The organism is Moritella sp., from assembly GCF_033791185.1.
GTDB lineage: Bacteria > Pseudomonadota > Gammaproteobacteria > Enterobacterales > Moritellaceae > Moritella.
The window spans coordinates 1-15,334 of record NZ_JASJHF010000058.1 but is presented as its reverse complement, the minus strand read 5'-3'; the positions used below and the strand labels follow the sequence as shown (position 1 = coordinate 15,334).

At 39.8% G+C, this 15,334-nt stretch carries 17 protein-coding genes; 7 read left to right on the top strand and 10 right to left on the bottom strand.

Features of this window, described 5'->3' with window-relative positions:
- On the bottom strand, positions 1-441 hold a 441-nt coding region (locus QNK26_RS03660), incomplete at its 3' end, for a LysR family transcriptional regulator (protein ID WP_319220908.1).
- 136 nt (positions 442-577) lie between these two features.
- On the opposite strand from QNK26_RS03660, the gene QNK26_RS03655 reads away from it, so the two are divergent.
- The 3 genes from QNK26_RS03655 (at position 578) to QNK26_RS03645 (ending at position 2,949) form a co-directional block, all read left to right on the top strand.
- Positions 578-1,258, top strand: coding sequence for a type 1 glutamine amidotransferase domain-containing protein (locus QNK26_RS03655; protein WP_319220907.1), 681 nt, complete (start codon positions 578-580; stop codon positions 1,256-1,258).
- Between the two features lie 13 nt (positions 1,259-1,271).
- A complete protein-coding gene (locus tag QNK26_RS03650) occupies positions 1,272-2,429 on the top strand; it encodes an iron-containing alcohol dehydrogenase (protein WP_319220906.1) in 1,158 nt (385 codons plus the stop codon).
- Between the two features lie 223 nt (positions 2,430-2,652).
- Positions 2,653-2,949: a hypothetical protein gene (locus QNK26_RS03645; protein WP_319220905.1), complete on the top strand. Its 297-nt coding sequence runs from the start codon at positions 2,653-2,655 to the stop codon at positions 2,947-2,949.
- A gap of 67 nt (positions 2,950-3,016) precedes the next feature.
- Here QNK26_RS03645 and QNK26_RS03640 read toward each other — a convergent pair whose 3' ends face one another.
- The 3 genes from QNK26_RS03640 to dcuC form a co-directional block, all read right to left on the bottom strand.
- Entirely contained in the window at positions 3,017-3,178 is a 162-nt protein-coding gene (locus QNK26_RS03640; RefSeq protein ID WP_319220904.1) for a hypothetical protein, read from the bottom strand.
- A gap of 112 nt (positions 3,179-3,290) precedes the next feature.
- Entirely contained in the window at positions 3,291-3,956 is a 666-nt protein-coding gene (locus QNK26_RS03635) for an HAD family phosphatase (protein ID WP_319220903.1), read from the bottom strand.
- A gap of 197 nt (positions 3,957-4,153) precedes the next feature.
- Positions 4,154-5,521 carry an anaerobic C4-dicarboxylate transporter DcuC gene (gene dcuC / locus QNK26_RS03630; protein WP_319220902.1) on the bottom strand — a complete coding sequence of 456 codons (1,368 nt, stop codon included), beginning with the start codon at positions 5,519-5,521 and terminating at the stop codon, positions 4,154-4,156.
- A gap of 247 nt (positions 5,522-5,768) precedes the next feature.
- On the opposite strand from dcuC, the gene mog reads away from it, so the two are divergent.
- Positions 5,769-6,302 (top strand): molybdopterin adenylyltransferase, encoded by a 534-nt coding sequence (gene mog, locus QNK26_RS03625; protein WP_319220901.1) that lies wholly within the window; start codon positions 5,769-5,771, stop codon positions 6,300-6,302.
- A gap of 83 nt (positions 6,303-6,385) precedes the next feature.
- Here mog and QNK26_RS03620 read toward each other — a convergent pair whose 3' ends face one another.
- From QNK26_RS03620 to QNK26_RS03600, 5 genes are all read right to left on the bottom strand, one after another.
- Positions 6,386-6,907: a YbaK/EbsC family protein gene (locus QNK26_RS03620; protein ID WP_319220900.1), complete on the bottom strand. Its 522-nt coding sequence runs from the start codon at positions 6,905-6,907 to the stop codon at positions 6,386-6,388.
- Positions 6,908-6,927: 20 nt separating this feature from the next.
- Complete coding sequence (locus QNK26_RS03615) at positions 6,928-7,209, bottom strand: hypothetical protein (RefSeq protein WP_319220899.1); 282 nt, start codon at positions 7,207-7,209, stop codon at positions 6,928-6,930.
- Positions 7,210-7,253: 44 nt separating this feature from the next.
- On the bottom strand, positions 7,254-7,766 hold the full coding sequence (locus QNK26_RS03610; protein WP_319220898.1) for a YbaK/EbsC family protein: 513 nt from the start codon (positions 7,764-7,766) through the stop codon (positions 7,254-7,256).
- 207 nt (positions 7,767-7,973) lie between these two features.
- Entirely contained in the window at positions 7,974-10,400 is a 2,427-nt protein-coding gene (locus tag QNK26_RS03605; RefSeq protein ID WP_319220897.1) for a YgiQ family radical SAM protein, read from the bottom strand.
- A gap of 155 nt (positions 10,401-10,555) precedes the next feature.
- Positions 10,556-11,212, bottom strand: a complete 657-nt coding sequence (locus QNK26_RS03600; RefSeq protein ID WP_319220896.1) for a pyrimidine 5'-nucleotidase — start codon at positions 11,210-11,212, stop codon at positions 10,556-10,558.
- A gap of 220 nt (positions 11,213-11,432) precedes the next feature.
- On the opposite strand from QNK26_RS03600, the gene fabV reads away from it, so the two are divergent.
- Together fabV and QNK26_RS03590 are read left to right on the top strand one after the other, a co-directional pair.
- Positions 11,433-12,638: an enoyl-ACP reductase FabV gene (gene fabV / locus QNK26_RS03595; protein WP_319220895.1), complete on the top strand. Its 1,206-nt coding sequence runs from the start codon at positions 11,433-11,435 to the stop codon at positions 12,636-12,638.
- A 157-nt stretch (positions 12,639-12,795) separates the two neighbouring features.
- Positions 12,796-13,557 (top strand): Nif3-like dinuclear metal center hexameric protein, encoded by a 762-nt coding sequence (locus tag QNK26_RS03590; protein ID WP_319220894.1) that lies wholly within the window; start codon positions 12,796-12,798, stop codon positions 13,555-13,557.
- 50 nt (positions 13,558-13,607) lie between these two features.
- On the opposite strand, the gene QNK26_RS03585 is transcribed toward QNK26_RS03590, so the two are convergent.
- Positions 13,608-14,531: a glycosyltransferase family 2 protein gene (locus QNK26_RS03585; RefSeq protein WP_319220909.1), complete on the bottom strand. Its 924-nt coding sequence runs from the start codon at positions 14,529-14,531 to the stop codon at positions 13,608-13,610.
- Between the two features lie 183 nt (positions 14,532-14,714).
- Between QNK26_RS03585 and QNK26_RS03580 the strand changes: the two genes are divergently transcribed.
- A partial coding sequence (locus QNK26_RS03580; RefSeq protein WP_319220893.1) for an acyltransferase occupies positions 14,715-15,334 on the top strand: 620 nt, incomplete at its 3' end.

The following is a 15,334-nucleotide window of genomic DNA, read 5'->3' as shown; positions in this document are numbered from 1 at the left end:
AATCGCCAGATCAATACCTTCTTGCATGATGTTTACGATATCATCTGTCAGCATGATGTCCAATTCAATCCTTGGAAATTGGATCTTAAACATATTTAAGGCTGGAACAATTATCTGTAATCCAACATTGACCGGGCAAGTTATCTTTAATAAGCCTTCTGGTTCGTGTTTTAAATTTTCTATTTGTTGATTTGCTGTTTCAGCCTGTGATGCGATTTCTTGGCAGTGTTGATAGTACTGCTGTCCCGCTTCTGTGAGCGTAAAGCTACGAGTGGTTCGGTTAAGTAATTTGAGGCCAAGGTGCGTTTCTAGCTTCTTTAGATGGTAGCTGACAACGGCACGAGAAAGATTTAAATGTTTAGCTGCCGCGGAAAGGGTGCCTTGTTCGACAATCTGCGCGTAAACAACCATACTTTTTAATTGTTCAAAAGAAACATTCATTAATGCATCCTGATAATGATGAAAACAAATCAATTGTATCAAAAATTTGAACAGTGTAATTAATTTACTCTGCATTGTTAGATTTTGTTTTGAGGTATAGAATCACCATCAGTAACTTAAACCGAGAGGGATTATCATGAGTAAGAATATTTTAGTGGTATTAACATCACATGCAGATTTAGGTAATACAGGTGAAAAAACGGGTTTTTGGGTTGAAGAACTTGCAGCACCTTATTATGTATTTGTTGATGCCGGCATGAAAGTGACTCTGGCATCACCTGCTGGTGGTAAACCACCGATTGATCCAAAAAGCGCCGATGAAAGTATGCAGACAGATGCTACGCGTCGTTTTGATGCTGATGATGTTGCACAGCAAGTACTTGCGACCACAATGAAACTCGTTGACGTAAAAGAACAAGATTTTGATGCCGTATTTTATCCTGGTGGTCACGGTCCACTTTGGGATTTAACTGATAATTCAACCTCAATTGATTTACTGGCTGCTTTTATTGCTAATAATAAACCTGTGTCTGCGGTGTGTCATGCAAGTGCGGCACTATTGAACGTTAAAACACCTGAAGGTGAATTTGTAATTAAGGGTAAAGCCGTAACCGGTTTTTCAAATACTGAAGAAGATGCTGTACAATTAACTGATATCGTACCTTTTTTATTAGAAGATGAGCTTGTAAAGCGTGGCGCTGACTATCAGAAAGTTGCTGATTGGACTCCGTTTGCTGTACAAGATGGTTTAATCATCACAGGTCAAAATCCAGCGTCTTCAGCATTAGTTGCTGAAAAACTAATCGCAAACGCTTAACTAGGAAAAACACATGTTGAACTTTACGTTTCAAAACCCAACTCGCATTCACTTTGGTGATGACCAAATTAAAGCGATAAGCAAAGAGATACCATTAGAAGCTAAAGTATTGGTGACTTATGGCGGCGGTTCGATTAAATCAAATGGTGTCTACAATCAGGTTGTTGCGGCGTTATCTGAGCATAATTGGGTGGAATTTTCGGGTATCGAACCTAACCCAACGTATGACCAATTAATCAAAGCTGTCGATGTTATTAACGAGCACGATGTTGATTATATACTTGCTGTTGGTGGCGGCTCCGTTGTTGATGGCAGTAAGTTTATTGCCGCTGCAGCCGTATTTGAAGGTGATGATGCTTGGGATATTTTAAGTAAATATGCGCCAATTACAAAAGCATTACCAATGGGCTGCGTATTAACATTGCCTGCAACTGGCTCTGAGTCAAATGGCGGCGCGGTAATTACGCGTGATGGCAGTAAGCTATCATTTGGTAGTCCACTTGTTCGTCCTACCTTTGCAATACTTGATCCTGCAGTGAGTTTAAGTCTATCTGACCGTCAAATCAGTAACGGTGTTGTCGATGCATTTGTGCATACGATGGAACAGTACATGACTTATAGTATCAACGCTAAAGTACAAGACCGTTTTTCTGAAGGTTTATTGTTGACGCTTATCGAAGAAGGACCGAAAGCATTAAAACCGGAAACTAAAGGCGACTTAGAAATCCGTGGCAATATTATGTGGTCTGCAACAATGGCGCTAAATGGCCTGATTGGTGCTGGTGTGCCGCATGATTGGGCTACTCACATGATTGGTCATGAACTGACTGCGGCACATGGTGTCGATCACGCTCGTAGCTTATCTATCGTGTTACCTGCAGTAATGAAAGTTATGCGTGAAGATAAACGCAGTAAATTATTGCAATATGCGGAACGTGTTTGGAATATAACTGTTGCTGATGAAGATGACAAAATTGATCAAGCGATAGCAAAAACAGAAGCATTTTTTAAGGCCATGGAGGTTCCAACAACGCTTACTGATGCTGGAATAACGTCTACGGATATTGACAATTTAATTATCAAGTTAGAGAAACATGGCATGGTAGCGCTAGGGGAACGTAAAAATATAACTTTGGAAGTAAGCCGTCAGATTTTAGAGACTGCATTGTAATTAGTTTGTGAGAATACTTCGCCTTATTAACTGACTAGTTTTAAGTGATGAATTAATGGAAATGGCTGGAATGATTATTCATTCCAGCCATTTTTTTTGCTATAAAATTATTATTAATGAATTATTAAAGTTTAATTGGTACTTTTTTAATTCAATGATGTTATAACTCAATGATATTGTTTTTAATATATTTTATAGTTTTGGTCATGCTTAAGGAAAAGTAATGAGTGATTTAGAATGGATGTTAGCTGTGATTATGTTGTCGGGTTTTTTATTTTCTGCAATTGCTCGGTTTAATTTACATCGCTATTTAGAACGTAAACAATTTTTAGCCAAAGTAGACAAGACGCAAGTTCAATACGAAAAGGCATGTCCCGAAACTATTTGGAACGAAGGCCTACATAAATTGTATCGCTACTTCATTGCTGGAATAGTTATCTTTGTTGGTGGTAGTGCAACACTCGTCGATAGCGGCGCGCTCAATGATCTTGTCTATATCTTCACCCATGAACTATCGTAAAAGACAATGTTGGACGACCTGCTCAGCGTTGATTTAGTCAATTTATGATTTGATCGAATTATAAAAGTTAACGCTTATATCCAGACTCGTGCGCTAACTGCTCTGATTCTGCTAGTGGGTCTTCATTGTTTTTGTGCAGTTCGGCGATAAGCTCGAGATCTAACTTAGCAAAGAAAATATCTTCCTCGGCTTGGCCTTTTCTACGTATCGTTTCGTTAAATACAGACATGGCAATCACCTCTAATAACCTACTATCAATAATTTTAGTTTATTTTAGTGATAAGTGTTATTAGAGGTTATCGAAAACAAGACTTAACGCAGTCGTGGTAAACTAACTCTAGCTATGCGGATTGTCTGCGTTGCTTTAATACAGCAAGTACATCAGACAACGAAGCGCTAATTGTATGCCCTAAGGTCCGAATTTGAGTACTCGGCTGTACTAGATCGGGGATTTGAAATGTTTGCATGTTCGCACTTACTGCAGACCGTACACCATTATTTGAATCTTCAAATGCTAAACATTGTTGCGGTTGGATGTTCAAGCGTTCTGCTGCAAGAAGATAAATTTCAGGGTCCGGTTTGCCATTTTTCACTTCGCACCCAGTGGTTAAGTTATCGAAGTAGTGGTCTAAACCAGCCAAGCTTAACTTTATTTTAGCAATATCTTGCTGCGTAGATGTTGCAACTGCAGTCGGAATATTGTGGTTTTTTAGCCACGTCAGCAATTCTACTACGCCGTCTTTAACGGGGATTGCTTGGTGCTTTACTACGGCGTTATAGCGAGTTTTCCATGCATTATGAAGAACAGGATAATCCAAATCACGACCGTAACCTGCGCGAATTACTTTTTCAATACCTTGCGCGTTACGTCCGATAATATCTAAGTAAACATCTTCCAAAAAAGGAATCGATAATGATGCGCATGCTTCTTCGAATACGCCTTTACACACGCGTTCAGTGTCGAGAAGTAGTCCGTCCATATCAAAAATAGCCGCTTGATAATTCACTTTTTGTTTGTCCTCTATTCACTTCAACTTATTCATGGGCTGAGTATAACAAATCTCATCGATATAATTAATATAAGATCTGACTCGACTTTTTAGGGTGACAAGTTAAAGGCTAGAACATTCATCCTAGCCTTATAAACATGACTTTCTTACTGATTAACCTCTATTACTTCAGATTATAAGGTAAAGCAATAAAGTTAAGCATACATAGGCACAAGCACCATCGTCCCGCCAATAACCGTAATCAAGCCAGCTAATACTGGTACTGAAGTACGTTTAACAACTTCAAACGGACTGATTTTACCCATGCCACTTGTTGCAACAATAACACCCGCCACTGGAGAAATAGTACGGCCAAGATTTGATGCTTGTAACATTGGGATGATTAAGAATGCTGGGTTTAAGCCCATTTTAGCGGCTAGGGTCGGCGCTAGTTCAACAAATGCATAGAAAGGTGCATTACCTGAACCTGTCGCAATGGCTGCCGCTACAGTTAGACCTGTCAAAATTAACATCAATGCAAAGCCGCCAGCGCCAGCGGCTTCAGCCAGCCCGATTAAATTATCAATTGCACCAATAGACATTAAGCCTTGCGCAAATACACCGGCAGCGACTAATAACATCACGACACCTTTAAATGCATCACCCATACCTTCATAACAAGATTCTAAATCTTCTAAGGTTGCTTTACCGTTAAATCGTTTAGTGATGAAGTCGACAATTGCACTAATAAAAATAGAGAATACCACGATGGTATAGATATCAAGTTCTAGACCTTCGATGGTAGAGCCATTAAATACAAATACACCGATGATAGGTAAGAATGGCAGTATTGAATAATAACCAGGTGCTGTAACGGTTATTTCTGATATATCTGTTTTCTCCATTGGGGTATTTTCTTTTTTGTCTAAATAACGGTTCCAGAAAAATGCGGCGGCCGCCATAACAATGATGGCACTGATTGATACCGGTAATACCGTTTCAACAGAAAATACATGCAATGGTAATCCTGACTTTTCAGCGGCGACAACAACATCACCAGATGTTGGCGATAAGATAATTGCAGCGGGAGACGCACAAACAGCAACGGCAGCGGGTCTTGATATACCCATTGCCGTCATCATTGGAAATAACGTCGCCATCAGCAAAACACCGAGTCCAGTTGCAGAGCTAACAGCAAGTGACATCAAGCAAGCCACTATATAGGCGGCAACAAGTAGAGTGTAAGGTGATTTGATAAATGACAGTGGTTTTGAAAATTGTTTAACAACCACATTGTTGGCATCAATTTGTGTCATGTAAGAGGCGAAGCCACATAACAGCATAATTTGCATACCCAAGCCACCGCCGCGATATTGCAGCATGTATTTAACAAACTCTAATGAGTCTGCTAGGCTATTTCCTGTGCTCGCAATACTTGATGGCAGAACTTGTTTACCGAGCAAGCCTGTTATGATCAGCAACGCAATACCTGCGGTGAGTAATACACCAGCGGCTTTGTATTCTTTGACGATGAAGTAACCGACACCGATCGTTACAATTAAACCAATGAATAATTCTAACATTGAAACCCCTTTATTATACCCAATGCATAGTTAACATTTTTTTAACTTATAAAAAATGTTTTATTTGTTGTGGAATGTACCTACAAAGAGATTGTTTCGCGATGTCTATTTTAACTATTCATGATCTAAATCAGGATTTTATAAACTCTCATTAGATAGTTTGAGGCAGATCAACACGTTGATTTTACACACTCGGTAGGTTCGGTTAAAATTAGCGCATTAATCAAATATGCTATATGGAATAAACATGACTAAAGCTAAAATCGGTATCGTGACAGTAAGTGATAGAGCCAGCGCTGGCATTTATGAAGATCTTTCTGGTAAAGCCATTATCGCGGTATTAAACGAGTATCTCACTTCTGAGTGGGAAGCTGTTTATGAAGTTATTCCCGATGAGCAAGATGTGATTGAGGCAACGTTAATCAAAATGGCCGATGAGAAAAACTGTAGTTTGATCGTAACAACGGGTGGTACAGGTCCAGCTAAGCGTGATGTAACACCTGAAGCAACAGAAGCCGTGTGTGATCGTATGATGCCTGGTTTTGGTGAGTTAATGCGTGCAGAGTCGTTAAAATTTGTTCCTACCGCGATCCTATCTCGTCAAACAGCTGGCTTACGTGCGGATTCATTAATTGTGAATTTACCGGGTAAACCTAAATCAATCCGTGAATGTCTAGATGCCGTGTTCCCAGCTATCCCTTACTGCATTGATTTAATGGATGGGCCTTTCTTTGAGTGTGATGAGTCGGTAATTAAACCGTTCAGACCAAAATCGAAATAATTTATTTTTGTAATTAATCATAAATATGATAACCATGTATTTTCACTATTGATGATGAAAATACATGGCTAATGCTTAATGGTTTATATATGCCAGTTAATATTGGTTCGTTCCCAGATCCTAGGCGCACCCATATTTTTTCCTCGAATATCACCATGCGACATATCCTCAACTAAATGTTTGTATTCATTATTCTTTAGCTTTATAAAGTGTCGGTGATCTCCGGACTCGATATAGATTGAATCTGCAGCGAGTAGACTGTCATCAATAATCATATCCATATTGTATGCAGATCCTATTGCAGGGATCGCGCCTTTAGCACAGTCAGGAAATAATACCTGCAACTTTTGTTCGCTGGCTAAGTAGTAATATTGACCCATAATATTACTCACGTCTGTTAATGAGACTCGGCTATTAGCGGGTAATGAAGCCATAAGGTAATCACCTGTTACACTTTCAAGTACAACGGCCTTGGCGACATTTCCAGCTGGAAGGTGGGCTGTTCGAGATGAATCTAGTGATGTGAATGCTCGGCGGTGATTAATGGTGTCATAGTGAATATCTTCGTGTTCGAAATATTCTTTTAGTGTGATTGCAATGGCCATATTTTAGCTCCTAAAATAACCTATAGATTGCGCATGACTTTATGAATAACATTGTCTACATCTATCTTTATATGTTGCGATGCATCTTGGGCATAGATCTCAATATTTTTGTATAGTTCGCCAATCATAGTGATACCTCCGCATTGGATCGTGAGGACTATATTCGCAGTGATGATGTCTACCACAGCTTGCTCGTTAGAGTTTGAATTTAGTGCCTCGATCTCTTTTTGCCATTCAGATAGGCCTTTTATTTTTGCTAATGTACTTTCTGAACTTGTCAGTAACGCGCTGCTAATCCTCATGATTTAAACTTCCTGTGGTAGTGAATTAGGGTACTTCGCATGTTTTAATGCTTTAATTTACCTTGTCTTACATGTTCATGTTGATAGCCACGACCTGCCTTATGAAAACCACAACTGATGATGACAGGTTTAATTAGATCAACTAAATCTGCAGTTTTCATTCGAATTGTTTCACTGTGGTCGCCCGCATTAAAACTTACTTCTTCTTGCTTTACTAACGCGTCAGATATAAAAACAGGCATGTTAAATAGATGACCAAACGGTGGCATAGCGCCTGTTTCGCAATCAGGGAATATATCTCGGAACTGATGCTCATAGGCTAAATTGACGTAATGAGCACCAATTGAAAAAGCGATATTATCAAAGTCAATGGTATAAGGTGCTGGCATGACAATCATTACGAGTTTTGTATCAGCAGTGATAATGACTGTCTTCGCAAAACACATGCCACTGGTTTTACTTAATTCCGCTGCGTGTTGCGCGGTATAGCCAGGTGGGTGATGGTCACTTTGATAGTTTATATAAGCTTGATCTAAATAGTGGGTTATTTTTCGCATGAGCATAACAACCTCCCGTACTGGTTACTGCAACCAATATAGATAATAGGGGTGTTTAGGAGCTTTAATTATAGTTGTTAATTACAGCAGTGTTAGGTGACACTGCTTTTGATAAGCATTAGATTATTAATTGTAACTTTTCCTCAATAGAAAAAAGGGTAAAATGAATGAACATTTTACCCTTTTTCTAATCAAGTTACTTATTACTTAGCGTTTGTTACTCCGCTTAGCTTGCTGGCCTTGTCCACCTTTATTGGCAGACTTATTCGTATTGTTTGGACGACTGCCAGAAGGCTTTTTAAATCCACCATTCTTAACACTGCCATTAGCGTTATTATTAGCACCGCTATTTCCACCGACAGCCGGTTTCTTACGGTTCGGTTTGTTACCTGCTTTCTTACCGCTTTCGTTAATGCCCACACCTTCTTGCGGCGCAAGACCTGTATGCTTAGTTAATGCCTTGGTAAAGTCCTTAGTACCTGGTTGTGCACGTTGCTGTTTAACACCTTTATTACTGCCGTTCGGTGTATTCTTGCTGTTCGCGCCACCTTTGCCAAGGTGAGGCTTAGCATTGCTGCGCTGGGCTTGTTTTTCAGCCAAGCTTTCTGGTGGTACTAGATGACGAGGGCCACGACCAATTAGATTACGATTGCCCGTTTTAAGCAGGTACTCGCGAATAAGAGGCCAGTTAGCTGGATCGTGATAGCGTAATAAGGCTTTGTGCAGACGACGCTGACGAGCACCTTTTGGTACGACAACTTTCTCATCAGTTTCACGCACTTTATGTAATGAGTTAAGCTCTGTGTGATACACAGCTGTGGCATTAGCAAGTGGTGAAGGGTAGAAGTTTTGAACTTGATCCAGTTTGAATTTATATTGTTTTAGCCATAATGCCAAAGTCAGCATATCTTCATCATTAGTACCTGGATGGGCAGAGATGAAGTAAGGGATAAGATATTGCTTCTTGCCGGCTTCGGCAGAGAAACGATCAAACATCTCTTTAAACTTATCATAGGTGCCCATGCCGGGTTTCATCATGATATCCAGTGGCGATTTTTCGGTATGCTCTGGTGCAATCTTCAAATAACCACCAACGTGATGCTCAACAAGTTCTTTGACATAACGTGGATCTTCAATGGCTAAATCATAACGTACGCCAGATGCAATCAAGATCTTCTTGATACCCGGTACCTTACGTGCGCGGCGATACAGGTCAATTGTTGGCGTATGGTCGGTATCCATATGTGCACAAATAGTAGGGAAAATACAAGACAGACGGCGGCAAGTCGCTTCTGCTTTTGCACTCATGCAGCCTAATTTGTACATGTTCGCAGTCGGACCACCAAGGTCGGAGATAACACCGGTGAAACCTGGTACTTTATCGCGGATAGCTTCCATTTCTTTGACAATAGAATCTTCCGAACGACTTTGAATCACGCGACCTTCATGTTCTGTAATTGAACAGAAAGAGCAACCACCAAAACAGCCTCGCATAATATTGATCGATGTTTTGATCATGTCGTAAGCGGGGATTTTTTGGCCTTCATAGCTTGGGTGGGGAGTACGTGCATATTGCAAATCGAATACGCCATCCATCTCACCTTCAGCAAGTGGTGTCGCTGGTGGGTTTAACCATACTTCACGTGCACCATGTTTTTGAATCAATGCGCGTGATGAAATTGGGTTGGTTTCTTGATGGAATACACGAGATGTATGCGCGTATAACATTTTGTCTTTTTTCACTGTTTCCATGTCTGGAAGGCGAATATAGGTTTCGTGCCACGGCATCTGCTTAGGCGCTTGCATTACGATCGGTTTAGCAACATCAGCATCCGAGTTATCAATGACGTCTTTATCTTGTTTAGCACAGGTTTCATCGATTTCAGTATAAGGGCTAATGATAGGCTCAATCTTGCCTGGGGTATCAAGCGTACGAGAATCAATGCCTTTCCAAGTTGGTAGTGGCTCTTTTAGCATGACGCCGGTACCACGAACATCTTGAATATCTTTAATTGATTCGCCACTCGCAAGGCGGTGTGCAACTTCGATGAGTGGTCGCTCTGCATTACCATAAATTAGCAAATCTGCTTTTGAGTCTGGCAATACTGAACCACGTACTTTATCTGACCAATAATCATAGTGAGCAATACGACGTAAACTTGCTTCAATACCACCAATCACCACAGGTACATCTTTAAATGCTTGTTTACAACGCTGGGTATATACTAATACTGCGCGATCGGGACGTTTGCCACCAATATCGCCAGGTGTATAAGCATCGTCATGACGTAATTTTAAATCTGACGTATAGCGGTTGATCATCGAGTCCATGTTGCCCGATGTTACACCGAAGAATAAATTTGGTCTGCCCAAAGCTTTAAATGGTTCGGCACTTTCCCAATCGGGTTGAGAAATGATACCTACACGAAAACCTTGTGCTTCTAAGGTTCTGCCAATAATAGCCATACCAAAACTTGGGTGATCAACATACGCGTCACCTGTTACTACGATAACGTCACAGCTATCCCAGCCGAGAGTGTCCATTTCTGCTCGTGTCATTGGCAAAAATGGGGCGGGTTTTGTTACCCGATTATTAAATTTTGGATATGAAAAAAGATCTTTGGCAGTTTGCATAAAGTACTCTTGGGTATTAATTTTAGTGCGCAAAATTAATTGCGAAGGCTATTTTCACGGCTGGAATAAATACAATAAAGAGAAAGTCAGCCGTTACTGAGGGCGGATTATAGCCACTTACAAGGCTTTTTGCGATTAAAAGCGGCAATAAATATTTAGCTTGCTTGCAACAAGTTGAAAAACTGAGATAAATTATTAGCTTCGTAATCGGCTTTATAGTCAATGTTTGAGATAGCCTGTTCAGAACCTGATAGCCAAACCGTAGTCATACCAAGGGCTTTCGCTGGTTTCAAGTTACGTAACTGATCATCAAAAAAGACGGTTTTATGGCTATTTATAGCGTGCGTTTTACACAATTGTTGATAGCTTAAATTGTGTGGTTTTAGCTCATAATTTGCATCTTCTAAGGAAAAAATATCATCAAAACTATCGATTAAAGCTAATTCAGTTAAAACCTTTTTCGCATAATGTTTGGGTGAATTGGTATAAATGATTTTACGACCAGATAATTGATTAATCTGACCGACGATATTTGGCTGTACTTTTAATGCTGCCATGTCTACATCATGACAATAATGAATAAAATCATCACGACTTATATTGTGGTGCTTAACTAAGCCTTTAACCGTACCACCGTAACGTTTGTAGTACTGGTTAGATAAAAGCGTTGCCTCTGGCAGTGGAAGAGATAACGCGTTAGCTATAAATCGGTGCATCCGTGATTCGACCTGCTTTAATATGCCTAGGGAAGGGCAATAAAGGGTATCGTCAAGATCGAATAGGTAGGTTTCAGCTTGGTTAATTTTCTGCATATGACTCTTCTCTATTTAGTAGGGGGGCATAGTAGTGTAAAAGCACAATAATGCATAGCCTTCTTAATTTACAGGGATGTGACAGCTTGTTTTGTTTGTTTGATTTGCAGCTCGTTTTTGTGCTTAGAACTCCAACCAGATGAAAAATGGCAAAAAATAGGTGCTTAATTTTTCAGAAACTCTTATCCTATCTACTGTGTCTCAACATTGTGAAGATAATATGATTATTAAACCAAAAACTCGTGGTTTCATCTGTACCACCACTCATCCTACTGGTTGTGATTTTAATGTTAAAGAACAGATACAGTATAATAAAGAACAAGGTGTAATTGAAAATGCACCGAAACGTGTTCTTGTAGTTGGCTCATCAAGTGGTTACGGACTGTCGTCTCGTATTACTGCTGCATTCGGTGGTGGCGCTTCAACAATTGGTGTATTTTTCGAAAAACCGGCAACTGAGAGAAAGCCTGGTACAGCTGGTTGGTATAACAGTGCTGCATTTGAAAAATATGCTGCAGAAGACGGCCTATATGCAAAGAGCATTAATGGCGATGCGTTTTCTGATCAAGCAAAACAAACGGCAATTAACCTAATTAAAGAAGACCTAGGTCAAATTGACATGGTTGTTTATTCATTGGCGTCGCCAGTACGTAAATTACCAAGCACAGGCGAAGTAATTCGTTCTTGCTTAAAACCGATTGGTGAAACATATACGGCGAAAGCGGTTGATACCAATAAAAATACTTTATTTGAAGCAAGTGTTGAACCTGCGACAGAACAAGAGATCCAAGATACCATCACTGTTATGGGTGGTGAAGATTGGGAGTTATGGATGTCGGCACTATCAGACGCTGGTGTATTAGCTGATGGTTGTAAAACGGTTGCTTATAGCTACATTGGTACCGAGATCACATGGCCTATCTATTGGGATGGCGCGTTAGGTAAAGCGAAGCAAGATCTTGATCGTGCTGCGCATGCAATTGACGCTGATCTTAAAATAACGGGCGGCAGCGCAAATGTAGCAGTACTCAAGAGTGTTGTCACTCAAGCTAGCGCTGCGATCCCTGTTATGCCACTTTATATTGCAATGGCGTTCCGCGTGATGAAAGAACACGGCTTACATGAAGGTTGCTTAGAGCAGATTTCACGTTTATTCCGTGGTTCTTTATACCCTCAAGGCATCAGTGAAGCGAAACTCGATGATCAAAACCGCCTGCGTATGGATGATTGGGAACTACGTGATGACATCCAAGCCACTTGTGTGAAGTTGTGGGATGAAGTGACTGATGATAATTTATTCGACACCACGGATTACCAATATTACAAAGATGAGTTCTTAGCATTATTTGGCTTTGGTATTGAAGGTGTGGATTATGATGCTGACGTTAATCCAATTGTGGATTTTGAACCAATTACGCTAGTTTAACTTAGCGATTAATTGAACTCTACTTGTATAAACCGTGCCTGTTATTAGATTTTTGATCTAATTCAACAGGTGCGGTTTTTTTATATTTGCTTCATTGTTTAACTTCCCGTATATCTATAGCCTTATCTTCTGCATTCAACCAATATGAGGAGTGGGCATGGCCTCTCTTAACAATAAAAAACTAGAAAACATCTTAACTGAATTTATGCAACCCCATCGCGTACGTGACTTCACGGTTAACGGTATGCAAGTTCAGGGTAAAGACACTGTGACAAAAGTGATCACTGGTGTAACCGCTTCTCAAGCATTAATCGATGCTGCTGTAGCGCAACAAGCAGATGCAATTTTAGTTCATCATGGTTATTTCTGGAAAAATGAATCACCAGCAATCACGGGCATTAAATACAACCGTATTAAAACGCTGATCAAAAATGATATTAATTTGTATGCTTATCATTTACCGTTAGATATTCATCCTGAATTAGGTAATAACGTAGAATTAGCTAAATTACTTGGTATTACGGTGCGCCGTGGTTTAGAGCCATGGGATAAAGCCAGTGTTGCTTTAGTAGGTAAATTTGAAGACGAGGTTTCAACCGCTGAACTAACTCAACGTATTGAATCCCAGCTTAGTCGATCACCACTGGTTGTTGATGGTGGTAAACCAATTAAATCAATTGCTTGGTGTACAGGTGGTGGTCAAAGTTATATTGAATTAGCGATTGAGCAAGGTATTGATGCGTTTATTAGTGGTGAAGCATCAGAGCAAACAATTCATTTAGCACGTGAAGCCGGTATGAGCTTCTTCGCTGCAGGGCATCATGCGACAGAGCGCTACGGTGTTAAAGCGTTAGGGGAGTGGCTAGCAGAAGAGAAAGGGCTAGACGTTATTTTCATTGATATTGATAATCCAGTGTAATCAATAAAACTCAGTTATTTTACGTCAACAAATGAGTTGTTAGTTTTAACTTATTGATTGTATACCGCTAACTTTATATCGGTAAAAATGTTACGTAATCGACGTGGCGCAGGTTGTTCACATAAGGCTTTAAAATCAAAGGCTAGCGCTTGATTTGGCTTTGCTATTTGACGATAGTATTCGGCGTATCTTTCAGCTAATTGAGCATGCGCAGAACGTACAGCATAGGGATCTATTTTTTTTATTTTATGCTCGTAACGTTTAATCACCTGTTCCATTTCTTTTAATTGCAGCATGGTGTTATGGAGTATTCTTTTTTTACGTATAGACGCTGCTAATGGTTTCTTTAGATAACCAATGGCAGTGTGTAATGTAATCTTTAGCCACAAATCCCAATCTGATGCGAGTTTGATATTATGGTCAAAGCCGTCGACAGCTAAATATAAATCTCTTCTGACCAGCACAGTTGTCGTGCCTATAATGTTGTGAGAAAAAATAGCAGCGGCACCTTGAGGTATTATGCACGCGTCATTATTATTTTTACATGCTTTGGAGATAAAATCGTCACTCACAAGAGTAACTTCAGCATGATTATTTTTATTATTTATTAACTCTAAATTTGTAAAGCTAATACCGATCTGTGGGTTTTCTTCCATAAATTTTATTTGTTGCTTCAGCTTGTGCTGATACCAAAATTTGTCAGCATCTAAAAATGCAATATAGGTCCCGCTAGCAACTCGGACCGCATGATTTCGTGCCGTAGAACTCCCTTCTGAATCCAATTTCAATGCAATTATATTATTGTGTTTTCGACAAAGTTGGCATATCCATTCCCAACTTTTATCTGTTGAACCGTCATCAACAATTATAATTTCTAATTTGCTCATACCTTGCAACCAAATACTCTCAATTGCACGGGGTAGGGTGGAAAGGCAGTTTTTAGTTGGAATGATGACACTCACTATTGGTTTCATATTCACCCCGCTTATCCATGAAATATATAACTTTGGCATTAATAATTAGCTTAGACGATTAAATTAATAACGATGGATGCGATTTTAAATTTAGCAGTTAATTTTTTAAATCATATTTAACCCATTGTTTTTATATGGTCTATTCTTTATGGATATTAACAAATTACAGGGAGGTGTGATTTTATGGATATGCTTAATTCATTAAAGTTATGGCTAAAAAATGACGAAAGTAAGCTAGCTAAAACTTGCCATCATTGTATTCGTGGCGTTATGCATTTTTCTATTCCGGTAATCCCTGTTCTACATCCTTTTTTGCTTCGATTTCATCTTGGTATTTCCAATCTATTCGCTAATGCCTTAAGAATTGCTTATTGGACGCCGCTATTTAAAAGTAGGCTGCTTACGGCCCCCCATAATTTATATTTATATTCCGGTATGCCACTGGTATTAGGACACTTAACCATTGAAATGGGTGATAACTGCCGAGTTTCGGGTATATCAACATTAAGTGGTCGCAGTATGAATGGGCGGGCATCACGCTTGGTCATTGGCAATAATGTCGATATTAGTTGGCAAAATAATATCGCCGTGGGAGGCGATATTATTCTTGAAGATAACGTCAGGTTAGCTGGACGTGTTTTTCTTGCGGGTTATCCCGGACATCCTATAAACGCGCAAGATCGTGCTGCAGGGTTAGCGGATCATGAATCGCAAGTTGGTAGCATTATACTTAAACGTGATGTCTGGCTAGCGACGGGGGTGAGCGTAATGGCTGGAGTTACTATCGGCGAACGTACCATTGT